The organism is Aquiflexum lacus (genome assembly GCF_015476655.1).
Classification (GTDB): domain Bacteria; phylum Bacteroidota; class Bacteroidia; order Cytophagales; family Cyclobacteriaceae; genus Aquiflexum; species Aquiflexum lacus.
This window is the reverse complement of record NZ_JABFHF010000005.1, coordinates 156,456-178,594: the sequence shown is the minus strand read 5'-3', so window position 1 is coordinate 178,594 and position 22,139 is coordinate 156,456. Positions and strand designations below refer to the sequence as shown.

Below are 22,139 nucleotides of genomic sequence, written 5' to 3'. Positions count from 1 at the left end.
AACACTTCCGCTTTCTCATTTTAAATGTGTTTCCCTAAAAGTAAAATCAGAATGAATATCAAACAAGAATTTAGTTATTTTTTGGAATGATTTTCTACTAAGCGTTTTTTGGAATGCGGATAACGCAGGTTTGGCTGATTTTCACTGATTTTTTTATCTGCGTGAATCAGCACAATCAGCGTCATCAGCGTTCTATCAAACCACAAAATTAAAACATCCTCTTTTTGAGATCCTAGACCGCAACCCCATACAATTCCTTCAACTTCTCAACAGTGTATTCAATCTCTTCTTTCGTATTGAACCTGCTGAAAGAAAACCTCACAGATTCCCTTTCATAGTCATGATTCAGTGCCCTAAGTACATGCGAACCTACCGTTGCCCCACTGCTGCATGCGGAACCACCTGATGCTGAAATCCCATGCAGATCCAGGTTAAACAGTAACATACCCCTGTTTTCTTCCGAAGGTGGTAAGCTTACATTCAATACCGTGTAAAGGCTTTTATCCAAATCTTCCGAAAGCCCATTGAATTCAACTCCGGGAATATCACTTTTCAGTAACTCGATAAAATGCTTTTTCAGACCCTCAATGTGGGATTGGTGCCCAGACATATCCTCATAGGCCAACTCCAAGGCTTTGGATATTCCGACTATGCCAATGACATTTTCGGTACCGCCACGCATATTCCTTTCTTGGGCTCCGCCATAAATAAAGGGATGGATTTTCCTGTCTTTTTTGACATACAAAAACCCTGACCCTTTTGGACCATGGAATTTATGCCCTCCGGCCACTATGGAATCGACGGGTAGATTTTTAAGGTCATGCACATAATGACCCATGGTCTGCACGGTATCCGAATGAAAAAATCCCTGATATTCCTTCACCATATTGCCTATAGCATTCAGGTCATTGATGTTACCAATTTCATTATTGGCATGCATGAGAGAAACCAAAGAATTGGGATTGGATTTCAATAGCTCTTGAAGATGGTTCAAATTGATTTCTCCTTTATCATTTACCTCCACCAAGCTGAGTTTCACTTTCCCTTTTTTGGCACATTCTTCCAAAGTATGCAATACCGCATGATGTTCTATCGGTGAAGTTATGGCATGGGTAATTCCATGCGTCTCAATCCCGCAAACAATCGCAGTATTATCCGCTTCTGTTCCCCCTGAGGTAAAAAATATCTCTGCCGGTGATGCATTCAGTAATTCCGCTACCTTTTTCCTTGATTTCTCAATGGCGGATCTTACCTGTCTACCATGACTGTGAACAGAGGAAGGATTGCCATAATGCTCTTTCATGTAGGGAATCATGGCTTCCACTACCCTATCGTCCATGGCTGTGGTGGCGGCATTGTCTAAGTACACTCTCATTTCTTTATTTTATTTGGGCCGGGGTTACTTTTTATAAACCTCCCAGGTTATGAAAACATGGCAGGTTTCTAAACGATCTCAATTTGAACTATTCTGGGCAAATGTTAGTGTCCCACTAACATTAACCACTTTCAATTAGAACCTTTGACCACTTCTCGGATATCCAAAATGATTTTATTGGCCAAGTGGTCAGCAGTCGCCTGAGATTCTGATTCGGAATATATTCTGATAATGGGTTCGGTGTTTGATTTTCGCAAATGCACCCATTCTTTGTCGAATTCTATTTTTACCCCATCGATATCATTGATGGGTTGTTTGCTGTATTTCTTCTTGATGGCTTCCAAGACCTTGTCCACATCGATTTCCGGTGTGAGTTCAATTTTGTTTTTGGAAATATGGTAATTCGGATAGCTTGCCCTCAATCTGGAAATGGTCTTACCGAATTTGGCCAAATGTGTCAAAAATAAACCGATACCTACCAAAGCATCCCTTCCATAGTGGGATTCCGGATAAATCACCCCACCATTTCCTTCACCTCCTATGACGGCATGGGTCTCTTTCATTTTGTTGACCACATTGACTTCTCCCACTGCAGCAGCTTGATATTGTCCGCCTCTTTTCTCTGTCACATCCCGCAAGGCCCTCGTTGAACTTAGATTGGACACCGTATTTCCCGGGGTCTTTGAAAGTACATAATCCGCTACTGCTACCAAAGTATACTCTTCTCCAAAGGGGCTTCCGTCTTCATTCATAAAGCAAAGCCTGTCCACATCCGGATCTACGACAATGCCCAAATCAAACTTACCTTTCTTCAATTTCTCAGAAATATCCCTCAGGTTTTCTGGAAGCGGTTCAGGATTGTGGGGGAAATTTCCATCAGGGGTACAATACATTTCCTCAATGTCCTCAACTCCAAGAGCTCTTAATAATTTTGGAAGGGCAATTCCTCCTGTGGAATTTACACAATCAATGACTACTTTGAATTTTCTGGCTGCAATGGCTTCTTTATCCACCAATTTCAACCCAAGCACATGTTCCACATGCCTATCGATATAATCATCGATCTCTATATATTTTCCAATTTTTCTTACTTCTGCAAATGAAAAATCTTCATTTTCGGCACTTTCAAGAATAGCCTTACCCTCAAGATCAGAAATAAATTCTCCTTTGTCATTTAAAAGTTTCAGTGCATTCCATTGTATAGGATTATGGCTCGCAGTGAGAATAATCCCTCCGCCCGCCTTTTCCAACGGAACTGCCAATTCAACTGTCGGTGTGGTACTCAAACCAAGGTCAATCACATCAATCCCCAAGCCCTGAAGCGTAGCGGAAACCAATTTAGAGACCATTTCACCGGAAATTCTGGCATCCCGGCCAATAACCACCCTGGGATTATTTGTATGATTGATGACCCAACTCCCGTAGGCCGAGGTAAATTTTACAACATCCAGAGGGGTTAATCCCTCTCCAGGTTTACCACCAATGGTACCACGAATGCCTGAAATAGATTTAATTAATGCCACAAGAAAACGATTAAGTTAAAATAGAAAAATCCTGACATAATCAGGAGTAAAAAACTGCTTATTTGAATTTGGCCATGACCTTGTCCACTTCATTGTCAGGGTTTCCGCAGGAACTGTCGGCATCTACTGTTTTACCACAATAGCCACAGGTCCCGCCATCTTTATTCAGGTAGGGGTTTTGTGAAGCACAGGTGCCTTTGAATTCACCATTTTTGAGAAATATCAGCCTGACGGACATCAAAATGAAGAATAATGCCAGAAAGCCTAAAGTAAAGTACAAGGTTGCCATATCAATTTAATTTGCGCAAATTTACGTAATACTTTGAAAACGTCCTCACATTACGATTAGTTTCCCCATATATGTCTGAATTATCCTCCAGAAAATCCCAACTCGAATCATTTGATAAACTTTTGACCATTATGGATGAGCTTCGGGAGCAGTGTCCGTGGGATAGAAAACAAACTTTGGAAAGCCTGAGGCACCTTACCATAGAAGAAACCTTTGAGCTTTCTGATGCCATCATCGAAAATGATCTTAATGAGATCAAAAAGGAATTGGGGGATATTCTGCTGCATATTGTGTTTTATGCCAAAATAGGATCTGAAAAAAAATCCTTCGATATAGGGACAGTGATTGATAGTCTTTGTGAAAAATTGATCCGAAGACATCCGCATATTTATGGAGATACCAAAGCCGAAGATGAGGAAACAGTCAAACAGAATTGGGAAAAAATTAAATTGCAGGAAAAAGGGAATGTATCTGTATTGGGTGGAGTTCCAAAATCCCTCCCAGCCCTGATCAAGGCCATGAGGATACAGGAAAAAGCCCGTGGAGTAGGGTTTGATTGGGAAGAAAAACATCAGGTATGGGAAAAAGTAGAAGAGGAAATGCAGGAATTCAAAGAAGCTTTCAATGCTACAGAAGATGCTGAGATCGACAAAGAAAAAGCTTCAGGTGAATTTGGGGATTTACTTTTTTCTTTGATCAATTACGCTAGATTTATCGATATCAATCCGGAGGAGGCCTTGGAACGTACCAACCTGAAATTCATCAAGCGATTCCAATACCTCGAAAAAGCGGCCAAAGAATCCGGAAAATTGATTGAGGAAATGACCTTGGCAGAGATGGATGTATATTGGGAAGAGGCGAAAAAAATATAATCAGAATTGGAAGACAGTTCCTTACCTTATTTTGTTGATCTTGTAAATTTCCCGAAGCTAAAACATCCTGAATTTATCGAACACATCAAAAGAGTTGGAAAGCTGTTTTATGAAAAATAAAACCATTGAATCTTAAACTTTTGGTTTTTCACCTGCAGCAGATACACTTTTTTATCTCTAAAAGGGATTATATTATCCTCAAAATTTTATTTTGATTTATCCTTTTTTATTCCTCATTTCTGTGGTAAATAGTAATGATTTTCAAGCAAAATCACCCAAATCTATCTCTTCAATATTGCAGTGAGTTTTGCTGCCATTGAATTTATTTATCATGAAAACTTTCGCCCGTGTGGCTTTCGCATTCATTGTAATGCTGGCTTCAACTTCGGTATATGCTCAACAAGCTGATTTCTTAAAAATCGATAAAGAAATCAACCTTTCAATCAATCAGGAAAATTGGCTACAGGTTCTTGAATTGGCCAAAGTCCAAATCACCATGGACGTAGAACAAGGAGAAGGTTATTATTATTCGGCTCTTGCCCTTTTCAAAACGGGTAAATCCAAAATGGCAAAACCATATCTGGAACAAGCCAAAAAACTGGGAAGTGAAAAGCTTTACCCAAAAATCTTTGAACTGGAAAAAGCCATTGCCATAAACAAAAATAAACCAACAAAGAAGTATGAAAATCTTCCTGAAGGGTTTATCCCAATAAGAAAAGTGGACAGGTTTTTTTATTCCTATGTCTACAATCCTACGGCACCTTTCGGATTAACCGTCGGTAGCATCAATCATCGTGGTATTGGTACTTACATGACCATCAGAGGCAATCCCGATATAATGGTCAAAACCGGGGATCTGACCGCTAATAGCTTGGGTACAGTATATGGTGAAGGGGAATTTGAAAATGCTGAGACTACAGGCTACATCAAACATGGGGTGGTAGAGGGTATCATGGGAATAACATGGAAAATCCATAAACCCCTTTGGATGTATGCAGGTGCAGGACTAAACCACAGCAGGGAATTTTGGGAAGTGGAGATCATTGATGAAAACAACCCTGGCAAACGAAATGAATGGGCCAAAAACCCTCAGGCAAACAGAAACCAAGCTGCTATTGAAGGAGGTATGATTCTGGATTTTAATGGTTTGAACCTCAGGTTTGGTGGTAACCTTAGGGGGTTTGACTTAACAAATGTCGAATACCATCTTGGCATTGGATTTTCATTGAAATCCAAGTGAAATTTTTAATCCATTATTTTTGAATAAGATGTATATTCAAGGTCAAAAAATTATCAAAATTGAATAAGCGCCAACAAAAAGAATTTTTGGAAGACAAATGGAAAATGCTTCACCAGCATTTTGACCAATTTTGCCAACACCAAAACCCGGTAGATATCCATCAAATGAGGGTTTTTACCAAGAAAATCCACTCCTTTGTTAAATACTGTTCTCATATCCTTCCTAACACTGACCTAGTCAAAGTTTTTAAACCTGTCAGGAAAATATTCAAACATGCTGGGATAATCAGGGAAGCACAAATACACCTGCTTAATTTTGAAAAAATAGGTCTGACAAATGAAAAACTTGAAAACAAGCTGAAAAATCTGATTCAAAAGGAAACCCGGAATTTTATCTTACAAGAAAAAAAGTATGGGAAATTACTTCAAAAGGCTGAGGAAGATTTTTATAAGCAACTTATCCCCATTTCCAATTCCCAGTCGAAAAGATTTTTTAAAGATTATATCCTTGCCTCAGAACTCATTTTAAATAAGAAAAGATATATCCCCCATCTTCATGATTCAAGGAAATATCTAAAATCAATCCACCACATTACGGAATTAACCGGAAAAGAAGTTGGCAAAAAGAATGAAATTAATATAACATATCTTGGAGGTCTTACAGAAAAAATCGGCAATTGGCATGATCTACATCAGACCCAATTGTGGTTGAAAGGAAAGAAAATGGATAGTATTTCTAAAAAAGCTCTCACTCAAAATATTGAAGATATACTTCTCCAAATTGATTCTTCAAAAGATAATTTTAAAGAAAAAATCTTAATCGTTTCTTCGACCTCCCATCAGGTAGCTCAAGAACAATAGCATGGAAAAGGTTATTTTTGTCAAAACCATTTTGTATGTCTGAAATCAAACTTCCGGAAGCCTTTGTAAAAAGGATGATAAACTATTTGGGTGAGGAAGAATTCTTTGCATTTGAAAAATCACTGGAAAAGGAACCAAGGGTATCTATTAGAATCAATCCTTTCAAAGGAATTATCCATGAAGCAGATAGGACAGCCGTTCCCTGGAATAATGAGGGCTATTTTCTAGCTGAAAGACCATCATTTACTTTAGATCCACTTTTTCACGCGGGATGCTATTATGTACAAGAATCATCTTCCATGTTTATTGCGCATATTTTAAAATATATTCAAGCACCTAAAGATGGCATATTCCTAGACCTAGCCGCAGCACCTGGAGGCAAATCCACGCTTTTAAGCAGTTTTATCGGAAAGGATGGTTTTTTGGTAGCCAATGAAGTAATCAAAACAAGGGCAAATATCCTCAAGGAAAATATTATCAAATGGGGCTTGGGCAATACCATGGTCACCCAAAATGATCCGGAGCATTTCAGGGAATTGGAAGGATTTTTTGATCTGGTCCTGGTGGATGCCCCATGTTCAGGTGAAGGATTGTTCAGAAAAGATCAGGAGGCCAGAAATGAATGGTCAGAAGACAATGTCAACCTGTGTGCATTAAGGCAGCAAAGAATCATGGACCAAGCCGGTGCTTTGGTAAAAGGCGGTGGTTATCTCATATACAGTACATGCACATTCAATGAGAAGGAGAACGAGGATATGATCCGGTTTATCTGTTCAGAGTACGCCTATGAACCTGTTCGAATTCCCATTGACCCCACATGGAAAATAACCGAAACCGCTACTGAAACTGAGGATGGGACTTTTTACGGATACAGATTTTATCCCCATCATGTTGAAGGTGAGGGCTTTTTCGTTTCGGTCTTCAAAAGGCCTGAGGATTCCTATATTCAGGAACCGAAAAAAATCAAAGATTTCAAGCATTCCCATATCAAAGCTGCCAATAAGCAGGAAAGTCAAAGGTTGATTTCGGATTTGGGATTGGATGAAAGAAGTACATTCTATAGCCTTCAGGACAGTTTCTTTTGGACCAATGCCAAGTATCAAACTCATTTTGAATTCCTGAGCAGGTTTTTGAACATCAGGTATTTTGGTGTTGAGTTGGGCAAATTCAATAAAGAACAATTCATTCCAAACCATGAATTTGCTGTCAGCATTTTGCCCAAAAAAGGGTTTACAGCCCATGAACTAAATCTTGACCAAGCTCTAACTTTCCTGAGAAAAGAGGACATGGTAGTTGATGATATTCCCGAAGGATGGGTTTTGGTTACTTACCAAAACATCCCTATGGGTTGGATTAAAAACCTGGGAAACAGGATCAACAACAATTACCCGAAGGAATGGCGGATAAGGATGAGGTAAGAATCACTCCAGATCTTTATACAAAGACATATCAATCACCTCATTTTCCAGGTAATGCGGATACATTTTGATATGCTGCTTTTTAACCTCTCTGACCAAGGATTCTCTGAAAAATTCTACGTTGGTTCCGTCATGGGCCGCCATGAAAACAGGCTCAATGCCGGTTTTCTTGGTGTAAGCTTCTGCTAGTTTACCGAAATCCAGGTAATTCTTTTCTTCCACCTCAAGTTCCGTCATATGCATCATTTCCTCTTCTGAGGGCATTTTGGGCACAAGGTCAATTTTGTTGAAGACCAGCAACATGGCTTTATCCCCTGCACCGATTTCATTGAGCGTATTGTTCACGACAGTAATATGATCCTCGAATCCTGGATGTGAAATATCCACCACATGCACCAAAAGTTCTGCTTCCCTGATTTCATCCAAGGTGGATTTGAAAGATTCGATCAAATGGGTAGGCAATTTTCTAATAAATCCAACTGTATCAGATAACAAGAAGGGAATGTTATCCAAAACAACTTTTCGAACTGTGGAATCAACTGTGGCAAAAAGTTTGTTTTCCGCAAGAATATCCGACTTGGTCATCAAGTTCATCAAAGTGCTTTTCCCCACATTGGTATAACCGACCAATGCCACCCTGACAATTCCTTTCCTGCCTTTACGTTGGGTCACTCCTTGTTTATCTATATCCTGAAGTTTGCTTTTCAACAAGGTGATTTTGCTCCGGATATCTCTTTTATCCGTTTCAATTTCTTTTTCACCGGCACCACCTCTGGTACTTGTACCACCTCTTTGCCTTTCCAAGTGTGTCCACATGTTGGTCAGTCTTGGCAATAGGTATTGAAAACGGGCAAGTTCAACTTGGGTCTTAGCCTGAGCGGTCTGGGCCCTGTTGAGAAAAATATCCAAAATCAACAAAGAACGGTCGTAGACTTTTACTTTGAGTTCATTTTCCAGATTTCGCATTTGAGAAGGGGAAAGGTCATCATCAAAAATAACCATATCCACCTCAAAGTGCTCAATGTATGATTTGATCTCCTCCAATTTCCCTGAGCCTACAAATGTCCTGACATCAGGCTTTTCCATTCTTTGGGTAAAACGATACACTGTCTTAGCCCCCAATGTTTCGGTCAAAAAAGAAAGTTCGTCGAGATATTCTGTTATCTGATGGTCCGTTTGTCCCTGACGGATCAAGGCCACCAACACAGCTGTTTCCTGAACGGGAGCAGTATCGTATAATTTTTGAAGCTTTCTGGAATATTTACTCATGTATGTTTGTTTGATTGGAAAAGATAAAGAGCACATAAATAGTTCCAAATCTTAATCTCTTCCACAAATTTACCAACCTACTCCCAATAAGCCTTATATTTGCCCAATTATTCCCCAGAGTCAATCGTTTAAATCCAAATAAATACTCCTCAAACATCAGATTACTTGATCTATACCCTATAAGGAAATTAAAAGAATAAATAATTATGAAAATTTTGACTACACCAATTGAAGGACTTTTTGAATTATACCCAAAAATTTTTGAAGACAATCGGGGATACTTTTTTGAATCATTTAAAAAAAGTGAATTGAGCGAATATGGTATAGACAAGGTTTGGGTACAAGAAAACCAATCTTTTTCCAAAGCGGGGACGGTAAGAGGGCTTCATTTCCAACATGAACCCTATGCCCAAGCGAAATTGGCCCGGGTATTGAAAGGTAAGGTATTGGATGTAGTGGTAGACTTAAGGAAAGGATCTGTGACTTATGGCGCAGTATATACAAAAGTTCTTGACGATATTCAGCACAATATGCTGTATGTACCTGAAGGTTTTGCTCATGGTTTTTCAGTATTGGAAGATGCAGTGTTTTCTTACAGATGTTCTAATTATTACAACAAGTCCAGTGAAGGCGGCGTTATTTGGAATGACCCGCAGTTGGCAATAGACTGGGAGGTGAAAACACCAATTCTTTCCGAAAAGGATCAATTGTTGCCAACTTTCGAAGCATTTACCCAAATGACCAAAGGAGGAATTTAATGGGAGTATTAGATATTTTTAATTTTATCAAAAAAGATAAAACCATTCAGGAACTTGACCTGAGTTGGTTGGGGGTGGACATGCATTCCCATTTGATACCTGGAATAGATGACGGTTCGAAGTCTTTGGAAGAAAGCCTAGAACTCATTAAAAGACTAAAAGGTTATGGTCTGCGAAAACTCATTACCACGCCTCATGTCATGTCTGAGTATTACAAAAATTCGCCGGAAACAATTTTGCCGGGCCTTGCACGATTGAAAGAAGCTTTGGTGGAGGAAAATATAGACATTGAGGTAGAAGCTGCAGCAGAATATTTTATTGATGAGATGCTGATGGAAAAACTCAATAAAGGAGAAAAACTACTGACTATAGGAGATAATTTAGTTCTTGTAGAGACTGGATTCATGAGCAGGCCTTTGATGCTAAAAGAGATATTTTTTGATTTGGAAATGCATGGATACAAACCGATTCTGGCACATCCGGAACGCTATCAATATCTCATCCAAGACAAGGATTTTCTATATGAACTGATAGACAGAGACATTTATTTTCAGATCAATCTATTATCCCTAACCGGGTTTTATTCAAAGCCCATTAAAAATTTTGCTGAGCTATTAATTGATGAAGGTAAAATAAGATTTTTTGGAACTGATTGCCATAACCACAGGTACTTGGACATGTTGGAGACATTGCCCAAATCCAAGTATTTCGAGAAAATACAGCAGATGAATCTGATAAATAATTCTTTATGAAAATATTGATAACAGGTGCCACAGGACTTTTTGGCAGCTACCTAGTCAAAAGATTCGCTCAGGAAGGCTCTATTTTTGCCATAAAAAGAAAAAACAGTTCTGATAAATTATTGGGAAATAATGCCTCCATAGTCAATTGGATAGAAGGAGATATTCTTGATCCGATCTCTCTGGAAAATGCAATGGAAGGAATTGACATGGTCATTCATGTGGCTGGATTGGTTTCTTTTGATCCGAAAGATGAGGATAAACTCATGGAAGTAAATGTTACCGGAACCTCCAATATTGTCAATGCCATGCTGGAAAAAGGGGTGAAAAAACTTATCCACGCAAGCTCTGTTTCTGCATTGGGAAGAACATTTGATAGCACCACCTACGATGAAAATTCAAAATGGACCGCGTCCAAATACAACACCCCCTATGCCATTTCCAAGTACCGGGCTGAATTGGAAGTCTGGAGAGGTGTACAGGAAGGGATTCAGGCATTGGTCATCATGCCTTCCGTGATTCTAGGAAAAATAACTGACGAAAGAAGCAGCACTCAGATTTATCATTATGTATTGGAAGAAAACAAATACTATCCACAGGGAACGGTCAATTTTATAGATATCCGGGATGCTGTAGAAATCACCTTCCAACTCTTTAAAAAAAACCAATGGGGTGAGCGATTTATTCTCAATCATAGAACGATCCCTTACAAAGATTTTTTTGAGAAAATGGCAAAGGCTTTCGGAAAAAAGGCACCCTCCAAGAAACTTAAATACTACCAACTTAGAATGGCCTTGATCGCTGTTGGAATTGCAAGAAGACTTAAACTGACCAAAAGCCCTTTAAACAAACAAACTGCCATGATTTCACAACTCGAAATATACTTGGAAAATGAAAAAGTGAATTCCATTTTGGACTTTAGCTATAGGCCGTTAGAAGAAACTTTTCAATGGGCGAAAGCGAACGAAAGCCTATAAAGCAACGTTGGTAACCCTTAATACAATTAACCGGTAAACCCATGCCATAAAGCTTAGCCAAATTTTAAGAAAAAATATTTTGGGTATGATTTTGTGGCTACTGATAATTTGGTAACTTAAGTTAGAATTTAAAACGAAGCTGATGACCGGAGATTTTGAAAACGAATGGGAGGAAGACAAAGAGTTAGTAGAAAGATTTGAAAACTCATTGAAATCCAATTTGGATTTATATTTTGAAGAGGAAGAATTAGAGAATATCATCCGCTTTTATTTTGACCAACAAAAATACCTGAAAGCGCTAAAGGCCTCTGACCATGCCTTGGAAAAATTTCCTTACAGCATTGAAATTAAGCTGTATAAGGCACAATGCCTGATTTTTAATGATGAGCTGGAAGAAGGTCTGGAAATTCTTGAAAACATCAATAACCTATCCCCCAATAATGAAGACATCATTCTTGCCTTCAGTCAAGGACTGATGATCAACGGAAATGTCAAAGAGGCGATTGCCATGTTGGAAGACTTTATTCCATTGGCGGATGATAAAGCTGAAGTTTATTATTCTCTTGGCAATCTCTATAAGGCTGACGAAAACAATGAAAAAGCAATCCATTACTATAAAGAATGTGTCAAACTTCGGATCAATCATGAGGACGCACTTTTTCAATTGGCAATGATTACCGAGGAAGAAGGCTCCTTTACGGAAATCCTTCAGTTCTATCAGGATTTCATTGATCAAGATCCTTACAGTGCGGGTGCATGGTATAACTTGGGAGTAGTGTATAATCGCTTAGGCAGATATGAGGAAGCCATTCAGGCATACGATTATGCGCTGATCATTGATGATGCTTTTGCATCTGCCTACTTCAACCTTGGCAATGCTTACATGAACACCGAGCAGTTTGACCTGGCCTTAGAAGCCTACCAAAATACAATCAACTGTGAAGGTTCGAATGCAGAGAATTGTTGTTATCTGGCAGCGGCCTACGAAAAATTGGATCAGATTGACCTTGCTTTTAAGTATTTCAAAAAATCATCCAAACTTGACCCCGAATATGATGATGCCTGGTTTGGCTTGGGCATGTGTATGCTCAAAAGAGAGAAATTTTTTGAGGCCATCCATTATTTCCGTAAAGCGATTAACCTGACTACCGAAAACCCCAATTATTGGGTGGGTCTTGCTGATGCCGAATACAACCTGGGTAACCTTCAAGCAAGTGCAGATGCCTATGAAGAAGCCATTAACCTTGAGTCCGGAATCATAGAAACTTATGTCAACCTTGCCATCATTTATTTTGATCAAACACGATTTGAAGAGGCAATTGATGTTCTCAAAGAGGGAATTGAGGAACTGCCTGAGGAAGCAGAATTGTATTACCGCATGGTCGTATTCCAGATAAAAACGGGGAAATACAAGGAAGCCTTTTCATATTTGGAAAATGCATTAACTTTGGACTTTGGGAAACACACCTTGCTTTACGAATTGATGCCTGAAATCAAACATCAAAAGGCTATTTTCAAGATCATCTCCCAATATAAAGATGACCCTAAGTCGTCAGAATCTTAACATCAAAATACCTGAAATCTGTTAGAATGAATTACGTTCTTAAGAACCTGCCAGTACGTTCACAAAAGCCCCGTACGACAGGGTTTACCATGGTTATGGATAAAGGCCTGAGCATCAAAGAAGTCGAAAACTTTATTGATGCAAACAGTGATTTCGTTGACATTGTGAAATTAGGCTGGGCCACATCCTATCTGACTAAAAATCTGGCACAAAAAATCGATATTTACCAAGATGCCGGTATCCCGGTTTATTTGGGGGGTACATTGTTTGAAGCTTTTGTGATCCGAGGTCAATTTGAAGATTACAGAAGGGTGCTGCAAAAATACAACCTTAAATTCGCTGAGGTTTCTGATGGATCGATCAGTCTCAATCATGATAAAAAATGTGAATACATTGATATCCTGACAAAGGACGTGACCGTTCTTTCGGAAGTAGGCTCAAAAGATGCCGCTAAAATAATCCCTCCTTATAAATGGATAGAGCAAATGCAGGCTGAACTGCAGGCAGGTTCCTGGAAAGTGATCGGAGAGGCAAGGGAAGGTGGAACCGTGGGGCTTTTTAGGGATTCAGGAGAAGTAAGACAAGGTTTGGTAGAAGAAATTCTCACCAAAATTCCTGAAGAAAAAATTCTTTGGGAGGCTCCTCAAAAAGAACAACAAGTATGGTTTGTCAAGCTTTTAGGTGCCAATGTAAATCTTGGCAATATCGCTACAAACGAAGTCATACCGTTGGAAACCATTAGGTTGGGACTAAGGGGCGATACCTTCGATCATTTTCTTGGAGATCATCAATTGTAAATCTTACTAAAGAGCCATAATGGATTGGCACCTTATCTATCTCAATAAATGAACCATCTGAAAGATTACATTTTGGTCTTCCTGAAAGGGATATCCATGGGTGCTGCAGATATCGTTCCTGGCGTATCAGGAGGCTCGATTGCACTGATTACGGGGATTTATGAAAAGTTGCTGGACAGCATCAAGTCCATCGATCAGACTGCCCTTGGCTATCTTTTCCGCTTTGAGATCAAAAAGCTTTGGGAACATGTCAATGGTAGTTTTCTATTGACACTATTGGTTGGAATCCTGGCGAGCATTTTCACGCTTTCTAATCTGATCACTTTCTTGATGGAATACTACCCTATTCCCTTGTGGTCTTTTTTTTGTGGATTGATCATCATCTCAGCCATCATCATTCTCAGGGATATCGGAAATTGGTCGATAGGCGTTGTCATTGCTATACTGATCGGAACAGCAGTAGCCTATTGGATCACAGGACTTCCCCCTATGGGATCTCCGGATGCACTTTGGTTTACTTTTATAGCAGGAGCAATTGCTATTTGCGCCATGATTTTACCAGGGGTTTCGGGTAGCTTTTTGTTATTGATATTGGGTCAGTATGAAAGAATCCTTGCAGCAGTTTCTGAAAAAAACATTGTAGTGCTGGCCGTATTTGCATTTGGTTGTATTGTTGGTTTATTGTCATTCAGCCGATTGATTTCATGGCTATTAAAAAATCACCATGCGCTCACCATTGGATTATTGTCCGGGTTTATGCTAGGATCCATCAATAAATTATGGCCTTGGAAAGAAGTGATTTCCTATCGCATGTCCTCGAGCGGAGTGCAGAAACCTTTTATCACTGAAAACATACTTCCTCAAAATTATCTTGAAGTCACCGGTCAGGAATCTTTATTTCTATTTGCTTTGCTTGCATTTTCATTTGGTGTAATTTTGGTACTCGGTATCGAAAGAACCGCTTACTACATCAACAGGAAATGAGGAAATTTGGATTGATAGGTTATCCTTTAGGTCATTCTTTTTCGAAAAAGTATTTTACTGATAAATTCGAAACCGAAGGGATAAAGGAATGTCAATATGATCTCTATGAAATTGAGGACATCTCCCTTCTACCCGCCATCCTCCGGCAAAATCCCGAACTTGAAGGCCTGAATGTGACCATCCCTTACAAAGAAAAAGTGTTGCCCTATTTGGACAGTATCGACCCTGCCTATGAAGAAATCGGTGCAGTGAATTGTATCCAAATCAAGGCTGGCAAACTCAAGGGTTACAATACCGACTATATAGGATTCAAAGAATCCCTGAATAATTGGCTCAAAGGTGAAAAGCCTTATGCATTGGTTTTGGGAACAGGTGGGGCCTCCAAAGCTGTTGTCAAGGCTTTGAAGGATCTGGGAATTTCATACTTGATGGTATCCCGAAATCCTGGTGAGGATCCCGGCATTATTTCTTATGAGGAACTTGCCAAAAGCAAGTCGGTTTTAGATAGAAATCATCTAATTATAAATACCACCCCAATAGGCACATTTCCCAAAACCGAGGAAATGCCTGCGATTAATCTGGAATATATCTCCAGCATGCACAAAGTGTATGACCTGGTATATAATCCTGAAAAGACTTTTTTGATGCGCTCTCTCGAAGCCCGCGGCGCAGTAGTGAAAAATGGATTGGAAATGCTCCAACTTCAGGCCGAAGCCGCCTGGAGAATCTGGAACTGATTTCCAATTTGTATAGCTATCTGATCCAAGAAAAATCACTTCTGGAAAGACCGCTTCTACAAATAATTTCACATTTAGTATTTACTATTCACAAATCCTCTTTGTTACCATCAAATTTGGTAAAATGACTTTCGAGCTGGTAAAATATCAATTCCCGGCTTCTTCGGCCCTCGGTCTTCCAGCTTCCCTGCCTGCCGGCAGGCAGGCGTCAAGTCAATAATAGGAAACTGGGTAACTGGCATCAAAGAGGATAACCTACACAAACCAAGCCATGTACTGGAAAAAACAATCTCACGAACAACTCAAAGAATCCATATTCAAAGCATTGGAACAAAACCTCGACTATAGAGGTGATCATCCCATTTTAGGAGTTCCGGGAACTTATCTCGACACCATGGAATTTTACCCTGATGCACCATTCCTCAAAGATGCGCCTTTTATGTCTGCCATGGTCAGAAACCCCAATCATATCGGTGTACATACCCTGAGTGACAAATCAGTTTTAGAGGTTTTCAAAGGAACGCAACAGATTGAAAAAGACCTCATCAAATTGGTAGCTGAGGAGATTTTCAATGGAGACAGCAACCAACAGGATGGTTATGTCGCCACAGGTGGAACCGAAGCCAATATTCAGGCCATGTGGATTTACAGGAATTTCTTCCAAAAAGAGCATGGGGCCAGAATCGGGGAAATTGCGGTGGTATATTCTCAGGATTCTCATTACTCCATGCCCAAAGGGGCCAACATCCTCAACCTGACCAATATCATCCTGGATGTAGATCCTGAAACCAGGGAAATCACCAAGGAATCACTTGAAAACAAAGTGAATACGGCCTTAAAAGATGGCATCAAATACTTCATCGTCATTGCCAACCTGTCCACAACCATGTTCGGTTCGGTGGATGATATAGACATGTTGGGAGAATATTTTACCAATATGAATGCTCCCTTCAAAATCCATGTGGATGCAGCTTATGGCGGATTTATTTATCCATTTACCAATCCGGTTAGCCGATTTACCTTCCAAAATCCCTATCTGAATTCCATTACAGCTGATGGACATAAAATGCTTCAGACGCCCTATGGAACTGGATTGTTTCTGATCAGAAAAGGTTATTTTGACTATGTCAAAACCGAAGAAGCGCAATATATTCCCGGCAAGGACTATACGGTCAGTGGAAGCCGCTCTGGGGCAAATGCCATTTCGATGTGGATGATATTGCAGATTCACGGTTCGGAAGGCTGGAAATACAAAATGGAAATGCTCTGTGACCAAACAGAAAGAATCTGCAAAAAACTGGAAAAGATGGGCGTGGAATATTTCCGAAACCAATACCTTAACATCATCGCCATCAAGGCAAAGTATATGTCCAAAGAACTCGCCCATAAATACTATTTGGTCGCAGACAGTTATGAACACGAAGCCAAATGGTACAAAATCGTAGTCATGCCCCACGTCAAGCCCGGAACCATTGACATGTTTTTGATGGAGTTGGAGGGAGAAGTCAGGGGGAGGAAGTGATGTGTAGATTGGCGTTGACGCTAGGCGTAGATTGTATCTACGCCTTTTTTCTATCTTTGGATCCCGTACAGTGGTCGGGAATAATTCCAGTGTCAATATTTATAACAGAAAGTACAATAAATACACATTTCTGCTAATGTGAAGGATAAATGCTTCATATATAACTTATGATACAAAACTTTCTCTAATAGTATTTAATTAAAAGGAAGATTTTTCATCAAGGCTTCGCTGTAGTATTTTACCTTAGCACCATGATGGCTGTATCCCGATTTCTCTAAAAGATTGCTAACTTTAAAATGAACTAAAATTCAAGACGGTATGGAAGATCTCGAAAGTAAAATCCCCCTGCTCCCCTTTAATATATTGATAAGAGCAAAAAAGAATTCAATTGTTCGAACTGGCCATATCGTCCATGTGGAAGACCCTCAATTTGTATGCGAATATTCTGCCAACAAAGCCCCTGAAAAACACAACGGTCTACTTCTATATTTTGAAGAATATAATTTGTATTTATTTGATTGGGGGCTAGTGGATGGCTCTCTTTTAAAAGTTGAATATTCAGAGTTGTTTTCTAAAATGCTCGAAGCGGCAAGAGTACTGGACAGAACTTTGTTTTTAAAATTTCCAGATGACAAATCCTGAAAATAAAAAAAACAAAGCAATCTCATCCAGGCACTTCTCGCAAGCCCCCTTTTCAAAATTCCCATTTACCAATCCTGAAAATTTAAAAATAGGTGTTAAATTCAATGCATAAATTCAAAAAGATGACCTTGATAATTGATAAAAATAATTCCAAGAATATTTCCAAAATCCTCAATGAAAAACTTGGTAAAAGGAAAAAGAAAGGAAACATAGCTAAACACTTTGGCAAATTGAAAAGGAAAATTGATGGATTAGCATATCAACAGGATGTAAGGAAAAATTAAAGTTGATTTTAGTTGAATGGTTTTTAATTTTTTAAATCTACACCATCCCCGCCACCATAAAACCCAAATAAGTTCCCAAGGCATTTCCCAAGCTGCCTACCAATACCCCAGGTATCAAGAGATCCGGCCGGTTGAGGCTTTCGGCAGCGGCAAGAGCAGTGGTATTTCCGCCCACATTGGCCTGAGAAGCCACGGCGATCACATCCCAATCCATTTTAAATGCTGCCCCTACACCGAAGATCACCAGGCCGTGAACCATGATGATAACAAAAACAAAAAGCATCAATGTACCTGCAAGGCTGCCTATGCCTGATAGTGCCGTCACATCACAAAGTGTCCCTATGACAGCCAGGAATATCAAAATAAAGAAAAATCCCAAGGTATGTTTTCCCTGTAACCGCTTGACAAAACTGAATTGAGCCATAATCAGGGCTAGGGTAGTTAAAGTGATGATTTCTGGTATCTGGGGGAAATAATAGGCCGCCAATTTGGAAATACCCATACCCAGCAAACCCATACCTAAGATTAAGGCTAGCGAAAAAATGGAGATGTTTTCTTGGGATTTGATCTTAGCAGCAGATTTAGAGGAATCGAGTTTTTTGCGCGGGTAATATTTTTGAAGGTATTTGGGCAAAATCAGGGTGGCAATAATCCATGGTGTCCCGAGAAGATTGTCAACCACGGTAGTAGCTGCGAACAAAACCCCGCTTTCATTGACCTGATAATGCAAAGCCACGGCATTGAAATTGATACTGCCTCCGATATATGTCCCGGTAAACATTCCCGCCACAGCATGTGCCAATGGACCAATTTCTGCGGCAGGATTTACCAAAAACCAGGCAACAAATACACCTATTAATGTCCCCAAAGCTCCCAAACCAAACATCAGCAGAATAGGAAGACCGGCATCTTTGAGACTCTTCAGGTCCACCTCTAACAGTGCTATGAAAATTCCCAAAGGAGCGATATAGACAAATACCCCTGTATAAACAGGATGACTTGTCGTAGCGGTAGGGATAATTCCCAAATTGGAAATAACCGCACAGATGAGAATGGCGAGAATGGGAGTCCCTATTGTTTTCCAACCCCGAAACCTGTTCAGCCAACTTGCAAAAAATACGGCCAAACAAAGCATGGCCGAAACATAAACAGGATCCTGATTCCAGAGCATCCTGAAAAATAGGTAAAAAATTATCATTCTGATAGTCAAATCGATAAGATTTTCCTTTTCTTAAATAAACTTAATTTCTTTTGATAAAATGGTAATCTTATTTTAATATTTATATATTATTCCCAACTATCACACAGTAACATTTTGACCTATGCCAAGAGCTAAATCCGATAAAGACCGAAAAATTTTTGTGTTGGATACCTCAGTCATCCTTTATGCACATAACTCCATCATGAACTTTGCAGAACATGATGTAGTCATCCCGATTACGGTATTGGAAGAGCTCGATCAGTTTAAAAAGGGCAACGATACCAAGAATTTTGAAGCCAGGGAGTTTATCCGATTGTTGGATAAATTGTCCAAAGACAACATGATTCACAACTGGACTCCTCTGAATGGAAAAACAAAAGGATTTTTCAAAGTTTTGATGAATCCGGATAACTCCATCAATGCCAACCTGGTGTTTGGAGAGGAAAAAAACGACCATAAAATCCTGAATGCGGCCCTTCACCTACAACAAACTGAAAAGAACCGAAAAGTAATTCTGGTCAGCAAAGACATAAACCTGAGACTTAAAGCCAAGTCTCTTGAAATTCATGCGGAGGATTACGAAACAGGAAAAATCAAAAATATTTCTGAACTTGAAAACACCGGAAAATATTATCTGGATGGGATTGATCAGCATGTCATCAACAACCTTTACGAAAGCCATTCGGTAGAAGCCAAGGCAGTGTTTGGTACTAGAAAGCGAAAGGCCAATGCTTTTTATATCCTGAAAAGTGAAAAGAATTCTGTCCTCGCCTACTTCAATTCGGAGGACAATACCATGGAAAGGGTGGATAAAAAACTGGCCTACAATATCAAACCAAAAAACGCAGAACAGACCTTTGCCCTGCATGCTATCCTGAACCCAAGGATTAAGCTTGTTTCGATTCAAGGAGTTGCCGGGACAGGAAAAACCCTCTTGGCCTTGGCAGGTGCTTTGGAACAAAGGAGGGATTTTAAGCAGGTTTTTCTGGCACGTCCCATTGTCCCATTGAGCAATAAGGACATTGGGTATCTTCCAGGAGATATCAAATCCAAATTGAATCCATACATGGAACCACTTTGGGATAACCTGAAATTCATTCAGAATCAGTTCAAAGAATCAGATAAGGAATACCAAAAGATCACTGAAATGATCAATCAGGAGAAATTGGTAATTCAACCCCTTGCCTATATCAGAGGTCGGTCTCTTTCAAATATTTTCTTCATTGTGGATGAGGCCCAAAACCTTACCCCCCATGAAATCAAGACCATCATCAGTAGGGCCGGAGAAAACACCAAGATCATCTTCACAGGTGATATTTTCCAGATTGACACGCCTTATCTTGACAGCCAAAGCAACGGACTCTCTTATCTAATAGACAGGGTAAAAGACCATCCTTTGTATGCCCATATCAAATTGGAAAAAGGAGAAAGATCCGAATTGGCCAACCTGGCCAACGACCTGCTTTAATTTCTTCACCATTTTTATTGAGCCGGTAAAATATCCCTCTATTTTATCGGCTTTTTGATTTTTTAAGAATCTTAATGCAACCTGATTCCAGCCAAGTCCATCGCAATAACTGTATCACAAAACAAAATAGTGTGTACGCCATCGTACACCTATTTTCGGTACAATAATATTTATGCTATTGATTTTCAGTTCTTTACAAAATTGGGATCAGAATTTGGAATATACCTGATACCATGCAGCGATAGTGCTGACATAGATAACAGAAACAAAGTCAAAAAAAATTATAAGAAAATGAAAACGACTATTTTAACTCAGAATAATGTTTGTGCCTTTTTAGGATTATTAATGGCATTGACAATCTTGTGGTCTGCAAGTGCAGAAGCAAAAGTTGATACAACCATCAACGAGGTAATCCCGATGGAAATTAAAATGGAATTAGGCGCGGTACAGGAAGAAGCCATCAATATGGAAAACCTTGAACTATCCGACATCAAAGAAATTCCAACCATCACTTTTATCAATAAGTATGGTGAAATCGTAGCGGAATTTTATGGAGAGAAATCCGAATTGAAGAAAAAATTCAAGGAAACATTTAAGAGAGGACAATTCGTAACCGCCTCAGGCAAACACGAATTCTACCTGATATGACAGTTTAGTTGATTGTTTGGTTCTTTGGAAATAAAAAAAAGGTGGGTCTTGCCCACCTTTTTTTACAGTTTTAGTATAGTTCGGGAAATTAACTTTCAGTGATGGTATTCAGTTTGGCCAAGAAGCTGTTATAATATTGCCTTCCTACCTGAACCACAGAACCCATATGGAGCGTGATGTCTTTGGTGTTGAAACTTTCGATCTGTCCCAATTGGACAATGAACGATTTCTGAACCCTTAGGAAAAGATGTGAAGGAAGTTTTTCCTCCATGTCTTTCATAGACTTTCTGATGGTAAAATTTCTGTTTTTTGTAAAGATGGTTACCATGTTACCGTTGGCCTCCACGTAGTAGATATCTTCATATGGTACCCTTTCATATGCATTGTCAGCTTTAATAAAAACGGCATCAGTAACGAGGTATGGACTTTCATCTTTGGACCTGATAACTGCTGTTTCGGGGGCCGGCTTTGTCCTTTTGTTGTAGAGAACAATTTCTACAATGGCATGTATATCATTGGTATTGAAAGGCTTGACAATAAAACCTGCAGGATTAATTCTTTTTGCCCTTTCTATAATGGTAGGGTCACTGTAAGAAGTAACATAAACCAATGGGGCATCCACCATTTGTTTGATGATTTCACCCAATTCAATTCCATCTTTATCACCTTTCAGCTTGATATCCATAAAAACCAAATCAGGCCTGTATTTCTTGACCACCTTAATGGCCTGATTGGCTGAATTGGCAATATCAATATTGACATAACCTAAAAGTTCTAAAATTTCCTCAATGTTCTCTGCAATATTAACGTCATCTTCAACGATCAGGATTCTTTCCTCTTTCATAATGTTTTATGGGAAATAATACGTTATAATAAATGTTAAATAGATTTTTATATAATTAAAATATTAGCCTCTATTTACAAATTTTAGCTTTCTGAATCAATATTTATTTGAATTTTCTGAAATTATC

General features: G+C 39.3%; 21 protein-coding genes. 15 read left to right on the top strand and 6 right to left on the bottom strand.

Translation table 11 applies throughout. From position 1 onward, the window contains the following. Positions 1-232 precede the first annotated feature (232 nt). From HMJ38_RS06875 to HMJ38_RS06865, 3 genes are all read right to left on the bottom strand, one after another. Positions 233-1,375 carry a cysteine desulfurase family protein gene (locus tag HMJ38_RS06875; RefSeq protein WP_194973638.1) on the bottom strand — a complete coding sequence of 381 codons (1,143 nt, stop codon included), beginning with the start codon at positions 1,373-1,375 and terminating at the stop codon, positions 233-235. A 131-nt stretch (positions 1,376-1,506) separates the two neighbouring features. Beyond that, entirely contained in the window at positions 1,507-2,898 is a 1,392-nt protein-coding gene (gene glmM, locus HMJ38_RS06870; RefSeq protein WP_194973637.1) for a phosphoglucosamine mutase, read from the bottom strand. Between the two features lie 58 nt (positions 2,899-2,956). Then, complete coding sequence (locus tag HMJ38_RS06865) at positions 2,957-3,187, bottom strand: hypothetical protein (protein ID WP_194973636.1); 231 nt, start codon at positions 3,185-3,187, stop codon at positions 2,957-2,959. A 71-nt stretch (positions 3,188-3,258) separates the two neighbouring features. Between HMJ38_RS06865 and mazG the strand changes: the two genes are divergently transcribed. The 4 genes from mazG (at position 3,259) to HMJ38_RS06845 (ending at position 7,577) form a co-directional block, all read left to right on the top strand. After that, positions 3,259-4,059 carry a nucleoside triphosphate pyrophosphohydrolase gene (gene mazG, locus HMJ38_RS06860; RefSeq protein ID WP_194973635.1) on the top strand — a complete coding sequence of 267 codons (801 nt, stop codon included), beginning with the start codon at positions 3,259-3,261 and terminating at the stop codon, positions 4,057-4,059. Between the two features lie 331 nt (positions 4,060-4,390). Continuing rightward, on the top strand, positions 4,391-5,299 hold the full coding sequence (locus tag HMJ38_RS06855; RefSeq protein WP_194973634.1) for a hypothetical protein: 909 nt from the start codon (positions 4,391-4,393) through the stop codon (positions 5,297-5,299). Between the two features lie 59 nt (positions 5,300-5,358). After that, positions 5,359-6,159, top strand: coding sequence for a CHAD domain-containing protein (locus tag HMJ38_RS06850; protein ID WP_194973633.1), 801 nt, complete (start codon positions 5,359-5,361; stop codon positions 6,157-6,159). Positions 6,160-6,194: 35 nt separating this feature from the next. Beyond that, positions 6,195-7,577, top strand: a complete 1,383-nt coding sequence (locus tag HMJ38_RS06845) for a methyltransferase RsmF C-terminal domain-like protein (RefSeq protein WP_194973632.1) — start codon at positions 6,195-6,197, stop codon at positions 7,575-7,577. Positions 7,578-7,580: 3 nt separating this feature from the next. On the opposite strand, the gene hflX is transcribed toward HMJ38_RS06845, so the two are convergent. Continuing rightward, entirely contained in the window at positions 7,581-8,846 is a 1,266-nt protein-coding gene (hflX, locus tag HMJ38_RS06840) for a GTPase HflX (protein WP_194973631.1), read from the bottom strand. Positions 8,847-9,052: 206 nt separating this feature from the next. Between hflX and rfbC the strand changes: the two genes are divergently transcribed. The 9 genes from rfbC (at position 9,053) to HMJ38_RS06795 (ending at position 17,567) form a co-directional block, all read left to right on the top strand. Continuing rightward, positions 9,053-9,604: a dTDP-4-dehydrorhamnose 3,5-epimerase gene (gene rfbC / locus HMJ38_RS06835; protein WP_194973630.1), complete on the top strand. Its 552-nt coding sequence runs from the start codon at positions 9,053-9,055 to the stop codon at positions 9,602-9,604. Further along, positions 9,604-10,356 carry a tyrosine-protein phosphatase gene (locus HMJ38_RS06830; protein WP_194973629.1) on the top strand — a complete coding sequence of 251 codons (753 nt, stop codon included), beginning with the start codon at positions 9,604-9,606 and terminating at the stop codon, positions 10,354-10,356. The genes rfbC and HMJ38_RS06830 overlap by 1 nt, the downstream gene beginning before the upstream one ends. Beyond that, positions 10,353-11,321 (top strand): SDR family NAD(P)-dependent oxidoreductase, encoded by a 969-nt coding sequence (locus tag HMJ38_RS06825; RefSeq protein ID WP_194973628.1) that lies wholly within the window; start codon positions 10,353-10,355, stop codon positions 11,319-11,321. The genes HMJ38_RS06830 and HMJ38_RS06825 overlap by 4 nt, the downstream gene beginning before the upstream one ends. Before the next feature lie 142 nt (positions 11,322-11,463). Next, the gene (locus HMJ38_RS06820) at positions 11,464-12,885 is read left to right on the top strand and encodes a tetratricopeptide repeat protein (RefSeq protein ID WP_194973627.1); all 1,422 of its coding nucleotides are present in this window, start codon (positions 11,464-11,466) and stop codon (positions 12,883-12,885) included. Positions 12,886-12,911: 26 nt separating this feature from the next. Continuing rightward, on the top strand, positions 12,912-13,682 hold the full coding sequence (locus HMJ38_RS06815) for a phosphosulfolactate synthase (protein ID WP_194973626.1): 771 nt from the start codon (positions 12,912-12,914) through the stop codon (positions 13,680-13,682). Between the two features lie 48 nt (positions 13,683-13,730). Next, entirely contained in the window at positions 13,731-14,666 is a 936-nt protein-coding gene (locus HMJ38_RS06810; RefSeq protein WP_194973625.1) for a DUF368 domain-containing protein, read from the top strand. Beyond that, a complete protein-coding gene (locus HMJ38_RS06805) occupies positions 14,663-15,403 on the top strand; it encodes a shikimate dehydrogenase family protein (protein ID WP_194973624.1) in 741 nt (246 codons plus the stop codon). The genes HMJ38_RS06810 and HMJ38_RS06805 overlap by 4 nt, the downstream gene beginning before the upstream one ends. Positions 15,404-15,674: 271 nt before the next feature. After that, complete coding sequence (locus tag HMJ38_RS06800; RefSeq protein ID WP_194973623.1) at positions 15,675-16,925, top strand: pyridoxal-dependent decarboxylase; 1,251 nt, start codon at positions 15,675-15,677, stop codon at positions 16,923-16,925. Positions 16,926-17,243: 318 nt separating this feature from the next. Then, on the top strand, positions 17,244-17,567 hold the full coding sequence (locus HMJ38_RS06795) for a hypothetical protein (RefSeq protein WP_194973622.1): 324 nt from the start codon (positions 17,244-17,246) through the stop codon (positions 17,565-17,567). Positions 17,568-17,888: 321 nt separating this feature from the next. Here HMJ38_RS06795 and HMJ38_RS06790 read toward each other — a convergent pair whose 3' ends face one another. Next, complete coding sequence (locus HMJ38_RS06790) at positions 17,889-19,022, bottom strand: DUF819 family protein (RefSeq protein ID WP_194973621.1); 1,134 nt, start codon at positions 19,020-19,022, stop codon at positions 17,889-17,891. Positions 19,023-19,173: 151 nt separating this feature from the next. On the opposite strand from HMJ38_RS06790, the gene HMJ38_RS06785 reads away from it, so the two are divergent. After that, complete coding sequence (locus HMJ38_RS06785) at positions 19,174-20,520, top strand: PhoH family protein (protein WP_194973620.1); 1,347 nt, start codon at positions 19,174-19,176, stop codon at positions 20,518-20,520. Between the two features lie 291 nt (positions 20,521-20,811). Beyond that, positions 20,812-21,168 (top strand): hypothetical protein, encoded by a 357-nt coding sequence (locus HMJ38_RS06780; protein ID WP_194973619.1) that lies wholly within the window; start codon positions 20,812-20,814, stop codon positions 21,166-21,168. 88 nt (positions 21,169-21,256) lie between these two features. On the opposite strand, the gene HMJ38_RS06775 is transcribed toward HMJ38_RS06780, so the two are convergent. Then, positions 21,257-22,012 (bottom strand): LytR/AlgR family response regulator transcription factor, encoded by a 756-nt coding sequence (locus HMJ38_RS06775; protein ID WP_194973618.1) that lies wholly within the window; start codon positions 22,010-22,012, stop codon positions 21,257-21,259. Between the last annotated feature and the right edge of the window lie 127 nt (positions 22,013-22,139).

What these genes read in the sequence shown, in the direction of transcription:
- HMJ38_RS06790 (WP_194973621.1), bottom strand. Translation starts at nt 19,022, where the DNA reads ATGCTCTGGAATCAGGATCCTGTTTATGTTTCGGCCATGCTTTGTTTG.
- hflX (WP_194973631.1), bottom strand. Translation starts at nt 8,846, where the DNA reads ATGAGTAAATATTCCAGAAAGCTTCAAAAATTATACGATACTGCTCCC.
- HMJ38_RS06795 (WP_194973622.1), top strand. Translation starts at nt 17,244, where the DNA reads ATGGAAGATCTCGAAAGTAAAATCCCCCTGCTCCCCTTTAATATATTG.
- HMJ38_RS06810 (WP_194973625.1), top strand. Translation starts at nt 13,731, where the DNA reads ATGAACCATCTGAAAGATTACATTTTGGTCTTCCTGAAAGGGATATCC.
- HMJ38_RS06855 (WP_194973634.1), top strand. Translation starts at nt 4,391, where the DNA reads ATGAAAACTTTCGCCCGTGTGGCTTTCGCATTCATTGTAATGCTGGCT.
- HMJ38_RS06830 (WP_194973629.1), top strand. Translation starts at nt 9,604, where the DNA reads ATGGGAGTATTAGATATTTTTAATTTTATCAAAAAAGATAAAACCATT.
- rfbC (WP_194973630.1), top strand. Translation starts at nt 9,053, where the DNA reads ATGAAAATTTTGACTACACCAATTGAAGGACTTTTTGAATTATACCCA.
- HMJ38_RS06815 (WP_194973626.1), top strand. Translation starts at nt 12,912, where the DNA reads ATGAATTACGTTCTTAAGAACCTGCCAGTACGTTCACAAAAGCCCCGT.
- HMJ38_RS06865 (WP_194973636.1), bottom strand. Translation starts at nt 3,187, where the DNA reads ATGGCAACCTTGTACTTTACTTTAGGCTTTCTGGCATTATTCTTCATT.
- HMJ38_RS06875 (WP_194973638.1), bottom strand. Translation starts at nt 1,375, where the DNA reads ATGAGAGTGTACTTAGACAATGCCGCCACCACAGCCATGGACGATAGG.
- HMJ38_RS06775 (WP_194973618.1), bottom strand. Translation starts at nt 22,012, where the DNA reads ATGAAAGAGGAAAGAATCCTGATCGTTGAAGATGACGTTAATATTGCA.
- HMJ38_RS06780 (WP_194973619.1), top strand. Translation starts at nt 20,812, where the DNA reads ATGAAAACGACTATTTTAACTCAGAATAATGTTTGTGCCTTTTTAGGA.
- HMJ38_RS06845 (WP_194973632.1), top strand. Translation starts at nt 6,195, where the DNA reads ATGTCTGAAATCAAACTTCCGGAAGCCTTTGTAAAAAGGATGATAAAC.
- HMJ38_RS06785 (WP_194973620.1), top strand. Translation starts at nt 19,174, where the DNA reads ATGCCAAGAGCTAAATCCGATAAAGACCGAAAAATTTTTGTGTTGGAT.
- HMJ38_RS06800 (WP_194973623.1), top strand. Translation starts at nt 15,675, where the DNA reads ATGTACTGGAAAAAACAATCTCACGAACAACTCAAAGAATCCATATTC.
- HMJ38_RS06820 (WP_194973627.1), top strand. Translation starts at nt 11,464, where the DNA reads ATGACCGGAGATTTTGAAAACGAATGGGAGGAAGACAAAGAGTTAGTA.
- HMJ38_RS06825 (WP_194973628.1), top strand. Translation starts at nt 10,353, where the DNA reads ATGAAAATATTGATAACAGGTGCCACAGGACTTTTTGGCAGCTACCTA.
- HMJ38_RS06805 (WP_194973624.1), top strand. Translation starts at nt 14,663, where the DNA reads ATGAGGAAATTTGGATTGATAGGTTATCCTTTAGGTCATTCTTTTTCG.
- mazG (WP_194973635.1), top strand. Translation starts at nt 3,259, where the DNA reads ATGTCTGAATTATCCTCCAGAAAATCCCAACTCGAATCATTTGATAAA.